15 protein-coding genes are annotated in these 18,240 nt (G+C 32.5%); 5 read left to right on the forward strand and 10 right to left on the reverse strand.

Features of this window, described 5'->3' with window-relative positions:
• Positions 1–2: 2 nt before the first annotated feature.
• The 6 genes from LG651_RS09945 to LG651_RS09970 form a co-directional block, all read right to left on the reverse strand.
• Positions 3–380, reverse strand: a complete 378-nt coding sequence (locus LG651_RS09945; RefSeq protein ID WP_226695975.1) for a PH domain-containing protein — start codon at positions 378–380, stop codon at positions 3–5.
• Between the two features lie 26 nt (positions 381–406).
• A complete protein-coding gene (locus tag LG651_RS09950) occupies positions 407–1,327 on the reverse strand; it encodes an endonuclease/exonuclease/phosphatase family protein (RefSeq protein ID WP_226695976.1) in 921 nt (306 codons plus the stop codon).
• Positions 1,328–1,575: 248 nt separating this feature from the next.
• Positions 1,576–3,042: a lipopolysaccharide biosynthesis protein gene (locus LG651_RS09955; RefSeq protein WP_226695977.1), complete on the reverse strand. Its 1,467-nt coding sequence runs from the start codon at positions 3,040–3,042 to the stop codon at positions 1,576–1,578.
• A complete protein-coding gene (locus LG651_RS09960) occupies positions 3,042–4,322 on the reverse strand; it encodes a glycosyltransferase (RefSeq protein WP_226695978.1) in 1,281 nt (426 codons plus the stop codon). The genes LG651_RS09955 and LG651_RS09960 overlap by 1 nt, the downstream gene beginning before the upstream one ends.
• Positions 4,315–6,783, reverse strand: a complete 2,469-nt coding sequence (locus LG651_RS09965; RefSeq protein ID WP_226695979.1) for a YfhO family protein — start codon at positions 6,781–6,783, stop codon at positions 4,315–4,317. Before LG651_RS09965 ends, LG651_RS09960 begins: the two co-directional genes overlap by 8 nt.
• 28 nt (positions 6,784–6,811) lie before the next feature.
• A complete protein-coding gene (locus tag LG651_RS09970; protein WP_226695980.1) occupies positions 6,812–7,093 on the reverse strand; it encodes a DUF4834 family protein in 282 nt (93 codons plus the stop codon).
• Positions 7,094–7,175: 82 nt separating this feature from the next.
• Here LG651_RS09970 and LG651_RS09975 point away from each other — a divergent pair, with 82 nt between their 5' ends.
• Together LG651_RS09975 and LG651_RS09980 are read left to right on the forward strand one after the other, a co-directional pair.
• Complete coding sequence (locus tag LG651_RS09975) at positions 7,176–8,225, forward strand: transporter (protein ID WP_226695981.1); 1,050 nt, start codon at positions 7,176–7,178, stop codon at positions 8,223–8,225.
• A 25-nt stretch (positions 8,226–8,250) separates the two neighbouring features.
• Positions 8,251–9,375, forward strand: a complete 1,125-nt coding sequence (locus LG651_RS09980) for a GTP cyclohydrolase (RefSeq protein WP_226695982.1) — start codon at positions 8,251–8,253, stop codon at positions 9,373–9,375.
• A 71-nt stretch (positions 9,376–9,446) separates the two neighbouring features.
• On the opposite strand, the gene LG651_RS09985 is transcribed toward LG651_RS09980, so the two are convergent.
• From LG651_RS09985 to LG651_RS09995, 3 genes are all read right to left on the reverse strand, one after another.
• Entirely contained in the window at positions 9,447–10,709 is a 1,263-nt protein-coding gene (locus tag LG651_RS09985; RefSeq protein ID WP_226695983.1) for an aminotransferase class I/II-fold pyridoxal phosphate-dependent enzyme, read from the reverse strand.
• A 221-nt stretch (positions 10,710–10,930) separates the two neighbouring features.
• On the reverse strand, positions 10,931–11,971 hold the full coding sequence (locus LG651_RS09990; RefSeq protein WP_226695984.1) for a PLP-dependent cysteine synthase family protein: 1,041 nt from the start codon (positions 11,969–11,971) through the stop codon (positions 10,931–10,933).
• A gap of 79 nt (positions 11,972–12,050) precedes the next feature.
• Positions 12,051–14,111, reverse strand: a complete 2,061-nt coding sequence (locus LG651_RS09995; protein WP_226695985.1) for a S9 family peptidase — start codon at positions 14,109–14,111, stop codon at positions 12,051–12,053.
• Positions 14,112–14,195: 84 nt separating this feature from the next.
• On the opposite strand from LG651_RS09995, the gene LG651_RS10000 reads away from it, so the two are divergent.
• Positions 14,196–14,519 carry a YbaB/EbfC family nucleoid-associated protein gene (locus LG651_RS10000; RefSeq protein ID WP_226695986.1) on the forward strand — a complete coding sequence of 108 codons (324 nt, stop codon included), beginning with the start codon at positions 14,196–14,198 and terminating at the stop codon, positions 14,517–14,519.
• A 77-nt stretch (positions 14,520–14,596) separates the two neighbouring features.
• On the opposite strand, the gene LG651_RS10005 is transcribed toward LG651_RS10000, so the two are convergent.
• Entirely contained in the window at positions 14,597–15,613 is a 1,017-nt protein-coding gene (locus tag LG651_RS10005) for a threonine aldolase family protein (RefSeq protein WP_394371667.1), read from the reverse strand.
• Between the two features lie 212 nt (positions 15,614–15,825).
• Here LG651_RS10005 and LG651_RS10010 point away from each other — a divergent pair, with 212 nt between their 5' ends.
• Entirely contained in the window at positions 15,826–17,283 is a 1,458-nt protein-coding gene (locus LG651_RS10010; protein WP_226695987.1) for a circularly permuted type 2 ATP-grasp protein, read from the forward strand.
• A 10-nt stretch (positions 17,284–17,293) separates the two neighbouring features.
• Entirely contained in the window at positions 17,294–18,238 is a 945-nt protein-coding gene (locus LG651_RS10015; RefSeq protein WP_044626222.1) for an alpha-E domain-containing protein, read from the forward strand.
• The last annotated feature ends 2 nt before the right edge of the window (positions 18,239–18,240 follow it).

The following is an 18,240-nucleotide window of genomic DNA, read 5'->3' on the forward strand; positions in this document are numbered from 1 at the left end:
TTTTACATCACTTTTTCAGCTAAATACTTTTGTACCTCATAAACATCGATACTTTTATTAAACTTTTTGCTTACTGAAGGCATATTTTCGCTAGAAATCCAGATTTTTAGTTCTGCATCTAAATCGAAAGTTCCTGAAGTTTCTAACGAAAACCTCGATATGCTTTTGTAAGGCATAGACTTATACTCTACTTTACTTCCTGTTAAACCTTGCACATCGATAAGGATTAAGCGTTTGTTTGTAAACATAAACACATCGCGAAGTAATTTAAAGCCTAACTCTACTTGCTCGGTGCTGGTTAATAATCGCCCATATTTTTCGCTTAGTTTTTCGGCTGAAACTTCGCTCGCGTTTCCTAAAATTTTATTGAATAAGCCCATAAGTTTTATATTATTTTTTATTTGAATTAATCTTGAATTGAAAAACTTAAAAACACTGGTAAATGATCGGAAATGAAACGTGCTGTTAGTAGATTTTGACAGGATTTTACAAAATCGACTGCGTTGGCATTTACCAATGTAATTTTGTTACTATAAAATATATTATCGATACTATGATTACGATACTCGCCATTACTGCATTTTCGTTTTAAGGTGGTTTTGGTATTTTTTACGGCCGATGCAAAACCTTGTTTATACAGGTTATTCCAAACACTATGCGTTTCGTTAAGGTTAAAATCGCCTGCAATTAACAAACACTCTGTATTAAAGCGTTTTAAATAATTTTTAAAATGAATAATCTCTAACTCCGGATGGTCGTTATGTTTTCTGGAATGAAAATTAACCACGGTAAAAGTTTTTTGAGTTGATTTAGCCTTAAACTGTGCAATAAATGGCTCGCGAACCATTTGCGCCGCTACTTCGGCATCTAAAAACGGCTTGCCTAAAAGTTGCACTTTACTGGTTTTAAAAATAAAGGCATAACGCTCGCTCATATACACCGACGGACTTTTTGTTGGGTTGCTTATGCTGTAATCCCATTTGGCACCTTTTCGGTTTAATTCGTCTGCCAACTGCGCCACTTTTTGTGCACCCGCAGGATGTTTTGCAACTACTTCTTGTATGGCAATAATATCGTAATCTTTTAACAGATTTGCCATAATTGCAATTTCGCTGTTGTCTTTGGTTTGGCCAAAATCTTGAATATTCCAGCTAATTAGCTTTATTATTGATTTATTTATTGGTTTTTCATGGTTTAAAATGCTATCGATGTTTGTTTTTATAGTATATGATACCGAACTAGCATGTAATTGGGCATGTATTCCTAATTGAAAAAAAAGGACTAGTAAAAATGTTTTAAAAAATTTCAAGGCTTGATTTTTTAGCATTCATAATTCTTTTTAAAAATATCTCAATTAATTTAACTTCTTATACCAAAAAAACCTCATTTTCAATCGCTTTGTCAGGTTGAGCGTAGTCGAAACCTAAGTCAACTACGTATTAAAACCTTTCGACTTCGCTCAAGGTAACATCAATATTACTTATTATATTTTAGGTTAATTTTTTGTTTTATCATTTATCATGATCGACTAGTTCGAACCATTTAAACATCTATATGACAAAAAACGTCAATAAATCACCTTAAAAACCACAAATACCGCTTTAAAATCCCGGAAATATCATTTGAAAAACGAAAACGATACACTACAAAAAGATACAAAGCAACAACAAGCGACGACTTACAAGCCATTGCTATTATTGGGTGAAACGGAAATTCCCAAAAATAAAATAACACAGAAAATACAATAATTAAACACAACGTTTTAACTGTGGCTGTTGAAAAAGGCAACATGTTAAACTTTTTATACACGAACCCAATTTTAACGGTATTGTATAAAAACACGGCAATAAAAGTCGCAATGGCTGCGCCATTAATTCCTAACATAGGAATAAAAACCATATTTAACACCACCATAATTAGCACTAAAACAACACCTAAAACCAACACCGCGCGGTAATAATCGCTATTAAACAAAATGGCATTGTTGCTCCCTAAAAGCGCATCGTAAAGCTTAGAAACACTAATAATAACAAGTACAAAAAGGCCTGAGCTGTACGCATTAGAGTTTGGCATAAGCAAATACAACTGATTAATATTTAGCACAATTAACAAAAACACCAAACCACTAACTATTAATAAATTAAGTGAGCTTTTTTGGTATAAGTCTTTTAAAGAGCTAAAATCTTTATCGTTTAAATATTTTGCCGAAAGCGGCATTAATATTTGATGCATAGCGCGTTGTGGTACTGCAATTACTGCCGCAATATAAACCGCCACACTGTAATAGGCTATTTTTTCGATAGCAATATAACTTCCCATCATAACTTTATCAACATCAAGCAAAACCGTAGCTACCGAACCCGCAATAATAATTAACACCGAGTATTTTAAAACAGCACTCAGGTTATTCAATCTTTTAAAAGTTAAAATAGGCCATTTAATGCTAAAGGCATACACCTTCATCACGAGCATTTTTAGCACGTAAACGATAACTAAGCCGTTCATAAAAGTATCTAAATCAATAATTTTAAAGTACAATAATAACAGTAAAACCATAGCGCCTGCCCTATGAAAAACTTCTTTCATAAAAATGCCAAAAACGGTTTTCATTTGCACTTTAACCCAAGCAAAAAACACTTCAAAATAACCAAGAGAAACAGCAATAATACAAGTATGCCAAATGTAATTTTTAATAATTTCGTTTTTAATAGCTAAAAAGTCACTTATACTTTGGTTAAAAACATAAGTCGCCCCAACAACAGGAACTACGGCAATAAGTGGCAAAAATAGCATTAAGGTTAAAAAACTATTTTGGGATGCCCGCGTTTTAAACACCGAAAAAAACTTAACCAAAGTATTATGTACACCAAAAGCCATTAACGGTGTTAAAACCGTTGCCAAAGACAACATGTAATTTACCATACCATATTGTTGCGTACTTAAAAACTTGGTATATAAAAATAAGGTATTTATACCGCCTATTAAGAACCCTAAATAGGTTAAAATGATGTTTTTAAAGGATTGATTTGCAACAATTCCCATTATAATAACTTCGCTAATTGTTCGGTTAGTGCTTTTCTATGATATTTTTGTAACCCAATTGGATGTACTTGTAATGCATTATTTTTATACGCATTATAATGTTGTAAGATAGTTGTTTTAACCGTATTGTAATCGCTATAAGTAAAATATTTTCCCGTGTTTGTTTGTGTAATTATAGTTTTAACATCCCAACCTTTTGGGCCTATAGCAATAATGGGGCGATGTGCTACCATGTACTCAAATAGCTTCCCTGGAATAATGCACTTCGTATCTTCTGAATTAATCTCAACAAGCAATAATATTTGTGATTTTTTTTGAAACCTAATTGATTGTTTATGCGAAACATAACCTACATTATTTATATAATTACTTAAATTAAAATTTTTAAGAGAATTCGCTACGCTTTCGCTTAATAAACCAACAAAATTAAGCTGTAAGTCATTGGAAAAAGATTCGTTTTCCTTTTTTAAATCACTTAAAACTTGCCATAAAATTTCGGGGTTGCGTTTAGATAATAACGAGCCAATGTGCGATATGGTGAATTTAGAATCTAACACCGTAGTTTCAGTTTTTTCGTCGTCGTAACCGTTTGTAATGACTTCAATTGGTTTTTGTGTGATGTTTTTAAACTCTTTTTTGGTTGTAAAACTGGTTACAATTATTTTATCGGCGGTATTTAAAACTTGATGTTCTAATTTTTTATGTTTTTCTGCTGAAGATTTTAAAAGTTTTAACTGTTTATGATAGCCAATCGTTGTCCATGGATCTCGAAAATCGGCAATCCAATTAACACCCAATTCTTGCTTTAATTTCAGACCGATTAAGTGCAAACTATGCGGCGGACCTGTAGTAACAATAGATTCAATATTTTGTTTAGATAAAAGCGCTTTAATTGTTTTAAACGAAGGATTTACCCAATTTTTACGAGCATCAGGAATAAAGAAATTACCACGAACAAAGAGCATTAATTTCTCAATAAAACTTTGGTTTTCTTTTTCAGTAATTATACCCTTACTAATGGTTTTTGATTTGTTTTTTGAAAACAAACCGGCCAGTTTATAAGGCTCTTTTATATGCTGTTTTATAACGGTAATGCCCGTTGGTATTTCGGCAATTAAACTCTCATCAATTAAAGGGTAGCTCGGATTTTCTGGAACAAAAACAATAGGTTCAATATTAAATTCGGGTAAGTATTTTACAAATTTTAACCAACGTTGCACACCAGGGCCGCCCGCAGGAGGCCAATAGTAGGCAATTATTAAAACTTTTTTTTTACTCATTTGTTTTGTCGAGTAATCGGCCGTTTTTAAATTGATAGAATATTCCTCCTAAAATCAACAAAAACAACAAAATAGAACTCGCTAAAGTAATTTTACTCCCTGTTTTTACAACATCTGGATCGAATTTAAACTCAATACTGTGTTTTCCTGCTGGAATGGTTAAACCACGCAACACATAATCTACACGCATGTGCTCAACGGGTTTTCCGTCGATAAAGGTTTTCCAACCAAACGGATAATACACTTCCGAAAAGACCGCAAAACCTTCATTTTGATTGTTGCTTTCGTATTTTAAATAGTTTGGCCTTACCTCCTTTAGTTCAATTTTTGCTAAAGAATCGACTAAATATTTTGGCTTCACCTCAAGCACGGTGTTTTGTGCTGAGAAAATGGCCTGTTGTTTATTACTTAAACTATCTAACAGTTTAATTTCATTGTTTGCCGAATCAACTTTGGTTAATGTTTCAACAAACCAAGCATTTCCATTGGCTTCATCATTTTTATAAGGAAACATATTTCCTTCTTGATCTTGCGCAATAATATACTTAGTATTCAGCATATTAAGCACATTCATATTGTTTTTAGACACGTACCATTCAAACACTTCGCTATAACGGCGTAATTCAGCAGCATTATAACCATTTAAAGAATTATGGAAATATGAAGGTTTTGAAGGCCCCGAAACCAAATCAAACACTCTAAAATGCGATTTATCTTTTAAAATTTCATTATCGATGGCATTGGCGTTAAACGGTTTGTTCATAGCAATACTCGAAACAAAATCGTCATTATTAACATAACGCCTGTCAACTCCCACTAAATCAAACACAATTAAAATAGCGAATACAGCAATAAGCCACTGCTCTTTTAGTTTGTTTTTTAAATAGTAAAAAACACCAGCTGCAGCCAACAAAACTAAAACTAAACTTCGCAACGTATCTGTTGTAAATAATGATTTTCTATCTGCTTTTAATGCATCAACAAAGGCTTGACCGTAGTTTTGACGATAATACCCATCGTTAGCACCAACAAAATCAAACAATGTCGATTTTAATAGTAAAAACATTAAAGCCAAACCACCTGTGATTGCCGTGGCATATTTTAAAGCCTTTAGTTTTTCATCATCTTTCTCAAAATCATTAAACAAACGCACCAAACCAAATATTCCCAAGGCAGGCACACATAACTCTAAAATAACTTGAATTGAGGTTACGGCTCTAAACTTATTGTAAAGCGGCACATAATCGATAAAGAAATTGGTTATTGGATTACTTTCTGGCATTGGGTCAGTTACAAAAAACCAATTCTTTCCAAAAGACAGTAATAACGAGAATATTGCACCACCAACAAGCCACCATTTTAAACGCCCTTTTACCAAAAACAAAGCAAATACAAATAAAAAGATAACCACAGCGCCAATATACGCCGGAGCTTCAACAATGGGTTGATCGCCCCAGTACATCGGTGCGCTTTTTGCAAATTCGGCAGCTTCGGTAGTTGAGGCACCTAATTTTCTAACAGCTTCGTAAGTTGCAGAATCTTTACCAACATTTTCGCCATTACCACCACCCATAAAACGTGGAATGAACAAATTAAATGTTTCAGCAATTCCATAACTAAATTGCGTAATGTAATCTTTACTTAAACCAGATGTCATTGCTTTTGGCGAGCCATCTGCATTTATTGTTAATTCACTTTTACCACGTTTACTTTCTTTTACATATTCTTGAGTAGCTAATATATTGGTTGCGTTTAAAGCAACAGACAACACCACTGCTCCAACCAAAATAGCAACCGATTTAAAAAAATGCGGTAAAGTTTTCTTTTTAAAAGCATCAATTAAATAAGCAAAACCAAGTATTACTACCAAAAACATGAGGTAATACGTCATTTGCAAATGATTAGACACCAATTCCAATCCCATAGCTATAGTCGTTAGTAAAAAGCCTCCAGTATATTTCTTCTGAAAAACGAGCAAAATACCAGCCAAAACCAATGGCATATAAGCAATTGCATGTGCTTTACTATTATGGCCAACACCTAAAATAATGATTAAATACGTTGAAAACCCAAAAGCTAAAGCACCAAGGGCTGCGAGTTTAAAATCGACTTTAAGCACCAATAAAAGCGCGTAAAAACTAATTAAATATAAAAACAGATAATCGGCAGGACGTGGTAAAAAACGAAGTGCTAAATCTAACTTTTTAATATAATTATGTGGGTATCGTGCTCCTAATTGATAAGTTGGCATACCACCAAATGCACTGTTTGTCCAATACGTCTCTTCTCCTGTCGCCGCTTTAAAATCTTTTTGCTGCTTGCTCATTCCAATAAATTGAACAATATCGTTTTGATAAATAGCTTTACCTTGTAAAACAGGACTAAAATAAGCTAGAGAAACAACTACAAACCCAATTAAAATGAATAAATGAGGTAGGAATTTTTTAAAAGAAAATGTCATTTAAATAAAGTGTATATGGATTTGAAAATTAATCAATTTCCTCGAAATCTACATATTCTCCAACATTTTTATTCGAAGTCTTGGTGTCAGGCATTTTATCAATGGTAACCTCGCCTTCTTTTTTCGCTTTTTGTTGATTTCGTTGTCTTTCAAACTGAGAAAATTGACCGCCAAAACGAGCTTCGGCCTTTTTTGCAACAAACTTTAAAAAAAATGGCATAAATAAGCGTGCCAATATTTTTATTCCAAAATACACTAATAGAATAATTAAAATCGTTCTTACCAAACCAACTGCAGATGCGTATTGCATAAAATAATTTTTTAACAAAAATACAATTCTAAATATTTAAAAAACGGTGAAAAACGATAAAAAAATTATAAAATCTCTATATTTGAAGTTCCTATTTATACATAACACCAATAATCACCTGTTTTACCTTATGATGAGCCCAAATAAATCTATCTTAATTATCACCCTTGTTCTTATCTCCCAATTGGGATTTAGCCAGTATACCGATGTTATAAACTCCAATCGCCCAGGGGTTTCACGAAGTGCATTTTCTGTTGGAACTAATGTCGCCCAGCTTGAAGTTGGTCCTTATATGGTTAACGAAAAGCGCACGCCCTCACCTGCTTATGAAGTTTCCGGGTTAGGTGTAGATTTTGCTGCGCGTTACGGCTTGCTTTGGGAAGAATTAGAATTAAACATTGAAGGTACTTTTCAGCGAGACACCAAAACATTTGAATCGGAATTTGCTACCGATGACAAACGAGGTAACTTTAAATTTTTAGCCGTTGGTGCTAAATATTTGGTTTACGACCCTTATAAAAATGCCGAAGACAAAAAACCTAATTTATACAGCTGGAAAGCCAACCAACGTTTCGATTGGAAATCGTTAATACCCGCCGTATCTGTTTATGTTGGTGCGAATTACGACACGCCAGACAACCCATACATTACACCTGGTGTTGAAGGATTTAGCCCTAAAGTAATGATTGCGACACAACATAATTTTTCTAGCGGTTTTGTATTTGTAACAAATTTTATAAAAGACAGAATTGGCACCGAACAATCGGATTTTCAATATATTTTAACCTTAACACGTGCGTTTAGCCCAAAATGGGTGGCTTTTATTGAAACCCAAGGCATAAAAAGCGATTTTTATGCCGATAACTTATTTAGGATTGGTGGCGCTTATTTAATGAGCAAAAATTTTCAGTTAGATACTGCTGTAACACTTAATATTAAGGATACACCTTCTGTATTTAACGCAACCATTGGCGCATCTTATCGGTTAGATTTTCACCGTGATAAAGAAATAAATAATGGTAATAGCAAAAATGACATTATTAAAAGAGGTGGCGGCAAATCGAAAAACAAAAGCAATAAAACTAACGATACAATGCCAAAACGTAGACAAAAACAATCAATAGATTTCTAAAAAGACAATTCGCTTAATACTTTATATGAATACAACTATACTTAAAGAAGTTAAAACCAAAGCAGATTTAAAAACTTTTGTAAAATTTCCATTTACACTCTATAAAAATTCAAAATACTGGGTTCCGCCCATTATTAAACAAGAAATGAAATCGTTCGACACGAAAGAAAACCCTGTTTTTCTGGATGCCGAAGCTAAATTATTCTTAGCCTATAAAAACAATCAACTTGTAGGCAGAATAGCAACAATTATTAATTGGAAAGAAGTTAAAGAACTTAACCAAAAAAAAATGCGTTTTGGTTGGTTTGATTTTATTGATGATTTGGAGGTGTCACAAACGCTTTTAAACAAAGTTGAAGAAATTGGTAAAGCTAATAAATTAGAATACACCGAAGGACCTGTTGGTTTTTCTAATTTAGATAAGGTCGGCGTTATGAGTGAAGGATTTGAAACGGTTTCAAGCATGATTACTTGGTACAATTACCCGTACTACATAAAACATTATGAAGCCGCTAAATACAATGTAGAAAAAAAGTATATTGAAAGTATATTTTCTTTTGATGACGTTGACCCTAATCAGTTTACAAAAATTCAATCTATTGTAAAACGTCGCTATAAATTAGAAGCCTTAAATTTTAATAAAACCGAAGATTTAATGCCTTATGTAGATAAAATGTTCGATTTATTTAACACCACATACGCCAAATTATCATCGTTTGTAGCTATTAATGATGTACAAAAAGCGTACTTTAAGAAAAAATTTATCAGTTTTATAAACCCAGAATATATAAAATTTGTAATTGACGAAAACAAAGACTTAGTAGGTTTCTCCATTGTTATGCCGTCGTTTTCTGAGGCGCTTAAAAAAGCCAACGGAAAATTATTCCCTTTTGGTTTCAGACATTTTTTACATGCAAAAAAGCATAGTAAAGATGTTATTTTCTATTTAATTGGAATTCGCGACGATTTTCAAGGCAAAGGGGTTCATTCCATTTTATTTAACGAATACTACCCTATTTTTAAAGCAAGAGGTGTTAAAAATTGCCACAGAACGCCTGAATTAGAGGACAATAAGGCAATTCAAAATATATGGAAAAACTTTAACCCTGAAATTATTAAGCGTCGCGCTACTTATAAAAAAGTATTATAAAAAAAACGGTTTGATTTATTATGGTTGTTTGCCAACATAAATCAAACCGTTTTTTTGTGGGTATATATATACTACTTATCTTCCATAGCCGCAACAACAGCAGCCGATAATCGTTTATAAGTACCATTATCTAATCGCTCTCTAATAGCATCAAAAGCATTAAGTGTTTCTTCTACATCTTGTAACGTATGTGTAGCTGTAGGAATCATTCTTAGTAAAATTAATCCTTTAGGAATTACAGGATAAACTACAATAGAACAGAATACGCCATAATTTTCACGTAAATCTTTTACAAGTGCCATAGCTTCAGGAATACTTCCTTTTAAATAAACTGGTGTTACACAACTTTGTGTTGTACCAATATCGAAACCACGTTTCTTTAATCCTGATTGTAACGCATCAACAATAGTCCATAAGTTTTGTTTTAACTCAGGCATTGTACGTAACATATCTAAACGTTTTAAAGCACCAACAACTAATTGCATTTGTAGTGACTTTGCAAACATTTGCGAGCGTAAGTTGTACTTTAAATAATCGATAATTTCTTGATCGGCCGCAATAAAAGCACCTGTACTTGCCATAGATTTTGCAAATGTAGCAAAGTACACATCAATATCATCTTGAACACCTTGCTCCTCGCCTGCACCTGCGCCAGTTGCACCTAATGTACCAAAGCCGTGAGCATCATCGACAAATAATCTGAAATTAAACTTCTTTTTAAGTTCAACAATTTCTTTTAAACGTCCTTGCTCTCCTCGCATACCAAAAACACCTTCAGAAATTACTAAAATTCCTCCACCTGTTTGTTCTGCCATTTTAGTAGCACGCTCTAAGTTTTTCTCTAAACTTTCAACATCGTTGTGCTTATAAGTAAAACGTTTACCATGGTGTAAACGCACACCATCTATAATACATGCGTGAGCATCTACATCGTAAACAATAATATCGTTTTTAGAGACTAAAGCATCGATAGTAGAAACCATGCCTTGGTAACCAAAATTTAATAAATAAGCAGCTTCTTTTTTAACAAATGCTGCTAATTCGTTTTGAAGTTGTTCGTGTAATTCTGTATGACCAGACATCATTCTAGCTCCCATTGGATAAGCCGAACCATATTTAGCACCAGCTTCCGCATCAACCTTTCTTACTTCAGGATGATTGGCTAAACCTAAATAATCGTTAATACTCCAAGTTATAACTTCTTTTCCTTGAAATTTCATTCTGTTAGAAATCTCTCCTTCTAATTTAGGAAATACAAAATATCCTTCAGCATGAGATGCCCATTTTCCTAAAGGTCCTTTATCTCTATAAATTTTATCAAATAAATCTTTCATTTAAAAATTCTTATGGCTATTAATAGTTATAACTAAAACGATTTGATACTGCTTTAAACAGTTAAGGTTAAAAAATTGAAACCGTTATTATTTAGTGGATGCAAAATTACATATTTTAAAGTATTGTACATAATTTTTAATGTTCAATTATTCTTAAAATAAACAAAAAATGGTGCTTTACATAAAGGTAAAACACCACTTTAGTAGTAATTTGGTAATATTTATTTTATATACTCAATTTTTTGAGTAGATGCTTCGTTAACACTATCGAAAAACCCTTGATCGTTCATCCATTTTTCGCTGTAAACTTTACTCATATAACGCGACCCATGATCTGGAAAAATAACTACCACTTTGTCGCCTTTTTTAAATCTGCCTTCTTCTCCTAATTGCTTAATGGCCTGCATTACTGCACCCGATGTATAACCAGCAAAAATACCTTCGGTTTTAGCAATTTGTCTTGCTGTGTGTGCGCTTTCTTCATCTGTAACTTTTACAAACTCATCTATAGCATCGAAATCTGTTGCCGCAGGTATTAAATTTTTCCCTAAACCTTCAATTCTGTATGGGTAAATTTCTTTTTCATCAAACTCACGCGTTTCATGATATTTTTTTATTACAGATCCAAAGGCATCAACACCTATTACTTTAATATTAGGATTTTGTTCTTTTAAATACCTCGCTGTACCAGATATAGTTCCACCCGTACCACTACAAGCTACAAGATGGGTAATTTCACCATCGGTTTGATTCCATATTTCAGGACCTGTAGATTGGTAATGCGCCTCAATATTTAACTCGTTAAAATATTGATTAATATAAACTGAGCCCTTACGTTCTTCGTGTAAACGTCGTGCTACTTGATAATACGATCTTGGATCGTCTGCACTTACATGAGCAGGACAAACGTAAACTTTTGCCCCCATGGTTTTAAGCATATCTATTTTATCTGCAGAAGATTTAGAGCTTACTGCTAAAATGCATTCGTAACCTTTAATAATACTTACCATAGCTATACTAAAGCCAGTATTACCCGATGTTGTTTCTATTATTGTGTCTCCAGGTTTAAGTATCCCTTTGCGTTCGGCTTCTTCAATAATATAAAGTGCTATTCTATCTTTTGATGATTGCCCAGGATTAAAAGATTCTATTTTAGCATAAAAATCACCCTCAAATTCCGAAGTAATTCGATTTAGTCTTACAAGAGGTGTATTACCTACTAAATCTAATACATTATCAAATACTTGATTTCTGTTTTTCATAAAAGTTATTTTAAAACTTATTTTTATTTAACCATAAAAACGAGCTTATAACCCAACAAAAGTATAATTTTTTTTTTTATCAGCCATAAATTCCCTCTAAATCTAATAAAAAAGCATACTCTAAAGCCACTTCTTTTAGGCTTTCAAATCGTCCTGATGCCCCACCATGTCCAGAATCCATATCGGTATGTAAAAGTAATTTATGGTTATCGGTTTTTTGCTCTCTTAATTTAGCTACCCACTTAGCTGGCTCCCAATATTGCACTTGCGAATCGTGTAAACCAGTTGTTACTAGCATATTTGGGTAGGCTTTAGGTTGCACATTGTCGTATGGCGAATAAGACTTCATATAAAAATAGTATTCTGCATTATTTGGGTTTCCCCATTCGTCGTACTCACCTGTGGTTAGTGGAATTGTATCGTCTAACATTGTAGTAACTACATCTACAAAAGGTACGGCAGCTAATACGCCATTATATAATTCTGGATTCATATTAATTACAGCTCCCATAAGTAAGCCACCCGCGGAACCTCCATAAGCATATAAATGTTTTGCTGAAGTATATTTTTGTCCTATTAAATGCTTTGAACAATCTATAAAATCTGTAAACGTATTTTTTTTAGTTAATAATTTACCGTTTTCGTACCAATGGCGACCTAAATACTCACCGCCACGAATGTGGGCAATAGCATAAATGAATCCACGATCTAACAGGCTTAAACGAATGCTTGAAAAAGAAGGATCGATAGTTGAGCCATACGAACCGTATGCATATTGTAAAAGCGGATTGTTACCATTTAACTTTATTCCTTTTTTGTAAACCAAAGATATTGGAACTTTTACACCATCTCTGGCTGTAGCCCAAATGCGTTTAGATTCGTAATTTTCTTTTTTAAACTGCCCTCCTAAAACCTCTTGCTCTTTTTTAATTTCACTAGTTTTAGTTTTAAAATTATAATCTATTACAGAACTTGGTGAAGTTAACGAGTTATATGCATAACGCAGTTCGTTACTATTAAAATCTGGGTTATTACCAATATATGTTGTATAAGTTTCTGAGTTGAATGGCAGATAATAATCTTCATCGCCATTCCAACTTATAATACGTAGTTTATTTAATCCATTTTCGCGCTCGTTAACTACTAAATAGTCTTTGAAAATTTCTATATCTTCAATTAAAACCTCTGCTCGATGTGGTAAAACATCTTCCCAATGTTCTAATTCTGTGTTATTTTCGTTTGTTTTAGATAACTTAAAGTTTTGTGCGCCGTTTGCATTAGAAATAATGTAGAAACTATTTTTATAATGCGCAATAGAGTATTCTAAATCCTGTGTGCGCTCTTGGAAAATTTTAAAATCTCCATCAGGCGTGTCGGCATTTAAAATACGGTATTCGGTAGTTAATGTACTTGATGAGCCTATTACAATATACTTTTTCGATTTTGTTTTGTAAACAAAGGTGTTGAAGGTTTCATCGGTTTCAAAAAACACTTCCTTGTCTTGCTCTACACTTTCTCCTAATTTATGCTTAAAAATTTTGTGCGAGCGCAAGGTAACCTCATCTTTTCTGGTGTAAAACAATGTTTTATTGTCGTTTGCCCAAGTAGCTCGTCCTGTTGTGTTTATAATTTTATCTTCAAGAATCTCTCCGGTTTCTAAGTTTTTTATTTGAATATTGTATTGCCTGCGGCTAACCGTATCTGTTGAAAATGCAGCCATTTTATTATCTGGGCTAATGGCAATACTTCCTAAATTGAAATACGAATGATCTTTAGCTAAAATATTACAATCGAAAAGAATTTCTTCAGGAGCCTCTAGTGTTTCCTTTTTTCGTAAGTAAATAGGATAATCTTTACCTGTTTCAAAACGTGTAACATACCAATATCCATTAAGCTTGTATGGCACAGAGGTGTCATCTTCTTTAATTCTACCTTTCATTTCTTCAAACAATTGTTTTTGAAACTCTTCGGTATGCGCCATCATACTTTTGGTATAATCGTTTTCGGCATTTAAATAACTTATAACCTCTGGGTTTTCTCTTTCGTTCAGCCAATAATAATTGTCAACTCTACTATCGTTATGAATTTGTAAAGTCTTAGCTATTTGTTTTGCTACTGGGGCTTGTATATCTTTTTTCAAAAGGAAATAAATCTTAAAATTTTAGCCCTCAAAAATAGAAAAATTAAATAGTTTTGTAACTGTAATATTAAAATTAAAAGCGACATGTTTGGAGATATGATGAATATGATGGGAAAACTTAAAGAAACCCAGCAAAAAGTAGAAGATACTAAAAAGCGTTTAGACACTGTTTTGGTTGATGAGTCCAGTAATGATGGTAAATTAAAAATAACTTTAACAGCAAATAGATCTATTAAATCTATTGAAATTGATGATGCTTTAATGCAAGATAAGGAAGAACTTGAAGATTATTTAATTTTAACCTTAAATAAGGCGATTGAAAAAGCATCAAAAATTAATGAAGCAGAACTTGCTGCTGTAGCTAAAGAAGGCATGCCGAATATACCTGGTATGGATTTATTTAAATAAAACTAAGCGTTTTAAATAACAAAAAAAGAGCCTTTTAATTGAAGGCTCTTTTTTTTAGATTTATTTTAAGTTATTAGTTAAACAATTTTATTTAAGGTTATTAAAACCTTTTCGTGCATAACATCGGTATAATCTAAATGTGTAACCATACGAAGTTTGTTTCCGCCCATACTAATAATATGTATATTTTTAGCAGCTAATTTTTGCACGAAATCGTCTTCTGAAACATCCGCATTTAATTCAAAAATTACAATATTAGTTTCGGTAGGTTCAACAGATTTTATAATTGATAATTTAGATAACACGTCTGCAATATTTTTTGCTTTTTCATGATCTTGCGCTAATCGCTCTACATTGTTATTTAAAGCATACATACCTGCCGCTGCTAAATACCCAGCTTGCCGCATGTTTCCTCCAAATATCTTTCGAACTCTAATAGCATTTTCCATAATTTTGGCATCACCAACTAAAACGGAACCAATTGGGCAACCTAAACCTTTACTTAAGCACACCGAAATTGTATCGAAAACTTCTCCGTATTGTTCGGTTGTTTCTTTTTTAGCTACTAAAGCATTCCATAAACGTGCGCCATCCAAATGAAAACCTAAATTATTTTTAGTGCAAACTGCTTTTATCTTTTTTATTTCATTAAAATCCCAACACGAACCTCCTCGCCTATTTGCTGTGTTTTCAATTTCTACCAAACTGGTTTTACTATAATAATAAGCACTTGGATTAATAGCATTTTCGACATCTTTGGCTGTAAAAAAACCATTGTTCACATCTAATAAATTACAAGATACACCACTATTAAACGATGCTCCACCGGATTCATAGTTAAAAATATGAGCGTATTTATCGCAAATTATTTGGTCTCCAGGTTGTGTGTGTAGTTTTATAGCAGTTTGGTTGGCCATAGTGCCACTTGGGAAAAACAAAGCCATATCTTTATTAAACATTTTAGCTATGTGTTTCTCTAGCAAGTTAACCGTGGTATCTTCCCTAAAAACATCGTCTCCTACATTTGCGAGCATCATAGTTTCCAACATTTCCTTTGTAGGCTTTGTAACTGTATCGCTTCTTAAATCTATCACATTAATATATTATTAATCAGTTATTTATTAGCTTATTCATTTTACTTAATATTTAAAAATCTGAGATTAAGTTAATTCAATATTATGATTATAGTAAAATTCAACAACGAAAAATAATATTTTATTAACAAACACTATCTATTAATAAATAATTATCACAAGTTAAATTATAATAATTATGTAAATTGGAACAAATAAATCATATAAAATCAATGAATACAAATCCTATTTTCTCTTCTTATCAAAATAACAATAATTTATATGATGAAATTTTTGATGCCAATAAAAAAGTAAGGCCAACTTATCAAAAAATTTTAGATTTATATAGCGATCATTCTATTCAAGATTTTGCAGCTTTAAATGAAAAGGCTAAAGCTGCTTTTTTTAATCAAGGTATTACTTTTCAAGTTTATAGCGATGATCAAGCCCAAGAAAAAATATTTCCTTTTGATTTATTTCCAAGAATTATTGAAGCTAAAGAGTGGGAAACTATTGAAACTGGTGTTTTACAACGCTGTAAAGCGTTAAATACTTTTTTATGGGATATTTATCATAATAAAAATATTATTCGCGACGGCATTGTTCCGATTGAATTAATTAATTCGTCTGGAAATTATCTTAAGCAAATGATGAATTTTTCGCCACCAAATAAAATTTACAATCATATTTCTGGAACAGATTTAATAAAACATACCGATGGAAAATATTATGTGCTAGAAGATAATATTCGTTGTCCATCTGGGGTTAGTTATGTTGTTGGTAATCGTAATGCCTTAAAACGTGCTTTATTTGGTGTATTTAATCATTATGAAATACATAACGTTACAGATTACTCTGAAAACTTACTAGAAATGCTCGAATCTGTAAAACCACAAAACGTAGATTCGCCTACCTGTGTTATTTTAACGCCTGGAGTTTACAATTCTGCGTATTACGAGCATCAATTTTTAGCAAAAACAAGTGGCATTGAACTTGTTGAAGGGCGTGATTTATTTGTAGAAAACGATTTTGTTTACATGAAAACAATTTACGGGCCTAAGCGTGTTGATGTTATATACAGAAGAATTGATGATGATTTTATAGATCCTGATGTTTTTAATAAAGATTCTGTTTTAGGTGTAAAAGGTTTATTTTCAGCCTATATAAACGGTAATGTAACTTTAGCAAATGCCCCAGGAACTGGTGTTGCAGACGATAAGGCCATATATACATACATGCCAGAAATTATAAGGTATTACTTAAAAGAAGAACCTATTTTAAACAATGTACATACATACCACTGTAGCAAGCCAGACGATTTAAAATATATTCTAGAAAATATTGATAAACTCGTAATAAAACCTGTTGATGAAGCTGGAGGTTATGGTATTTCTATAGGAAGTAAACTTACTAAAGACGAAATAGAAAAAGTAAAAATTGTAATTAAAGAAAACCCAAGAAAATATATAGCACAACCTATTATGTCTCTTTCTGTGCATGCCACTTATATTGAAGACACCTCTTCTTTCGAGCAACGCCATGTAGATTTAAGAACATATACTTTGCTCGGGCAAGATCAAGAATTTGTGCTAAAAGGAGGCTTAACTAGAGTGGCGCTAAAAAAAGGAAATTTAATAGTGAATTCGTCTCAAGGTGGCGGATCTAAAGATACTTGGGTACTAAAAAAATAAACAAAATTATATGCTAGCAAGAGTTGCAAACGATTTGTTCTGGATGGGACGCTATATTGAACGTGCCGAACATACAGCACGATTTTTAAATGTTAACTATTTTTCTTCGCTCGATGCGCCAAATATTTTATCACAGTCTAGACCATTTGTACTAAATTCTATTTACGGAATGGTAGACGATCGTGTTGAAGACGAAAGCACATTAGTTGAAGAAGAAGTGCTTTACAATGTAGGCCTAAATCCAGATAAATTGTATTCTATTTTAAGCTGTATAAAAATAGCTCGACAAAATGCCAGTAACGCACGCGATTTAATTTCAACAGAGTTTTACGAAGCCATAAATAAATTCTATCATTTTGTTATGAATTATCCTAAAGATAGATTTGTTAAAAATGGACTTTACGATTTTACCACCAGCGTTACCGAAAATACGGCTATTTTACGTGGTAAAATACGAGGCACATTATTGCATAACGATATTTTTGCTTTAATCATGTTAGGCATTAATATAGAACGTGCTACGCAAATAACTAGAATTATTCAAACAAAATTATTTGATGCCAAAAAAGCTATAAGCAGCTATTCTAAACCTATTAGAAACAGTTACGAATGGACTACTTTGCTTAAATGTGCAGAGTCTTATGATATGATGCGTAGTTTATATAGAAAATCTCCAGCACAGCTAAATACACTAAACTTTTTAATATTAAACCCTAATTGCCCGCGATCGGTAATGAATAGTTTAAACCAAACTTACTTTCATATATGCAATATAGATGCAAGCAAAGTTAAAACCGTTAATTCTGCCGCATTTTTAATAGGTAAAATGCGCGCAGACTACGAGTTTAAAACTATTAATGAAATACAAAGTAACGTTGGTAAATTTATAGATGATACGTTAAAATGTTTGATGAATATAAGCTCTAAATTAGAAGAAGAATACTTTAACTACTAAAA

It is taken from the genome of Neotamlana sargassicola (genome assembly GCF_020523965.1).
GTDB classification, from domain to species: Bacteria; Bacteroidota; Bacteroidia; order Flavobacteriales; family Flavobacteriaceae; genus Neotamlana; species Neotamlana sargassicola.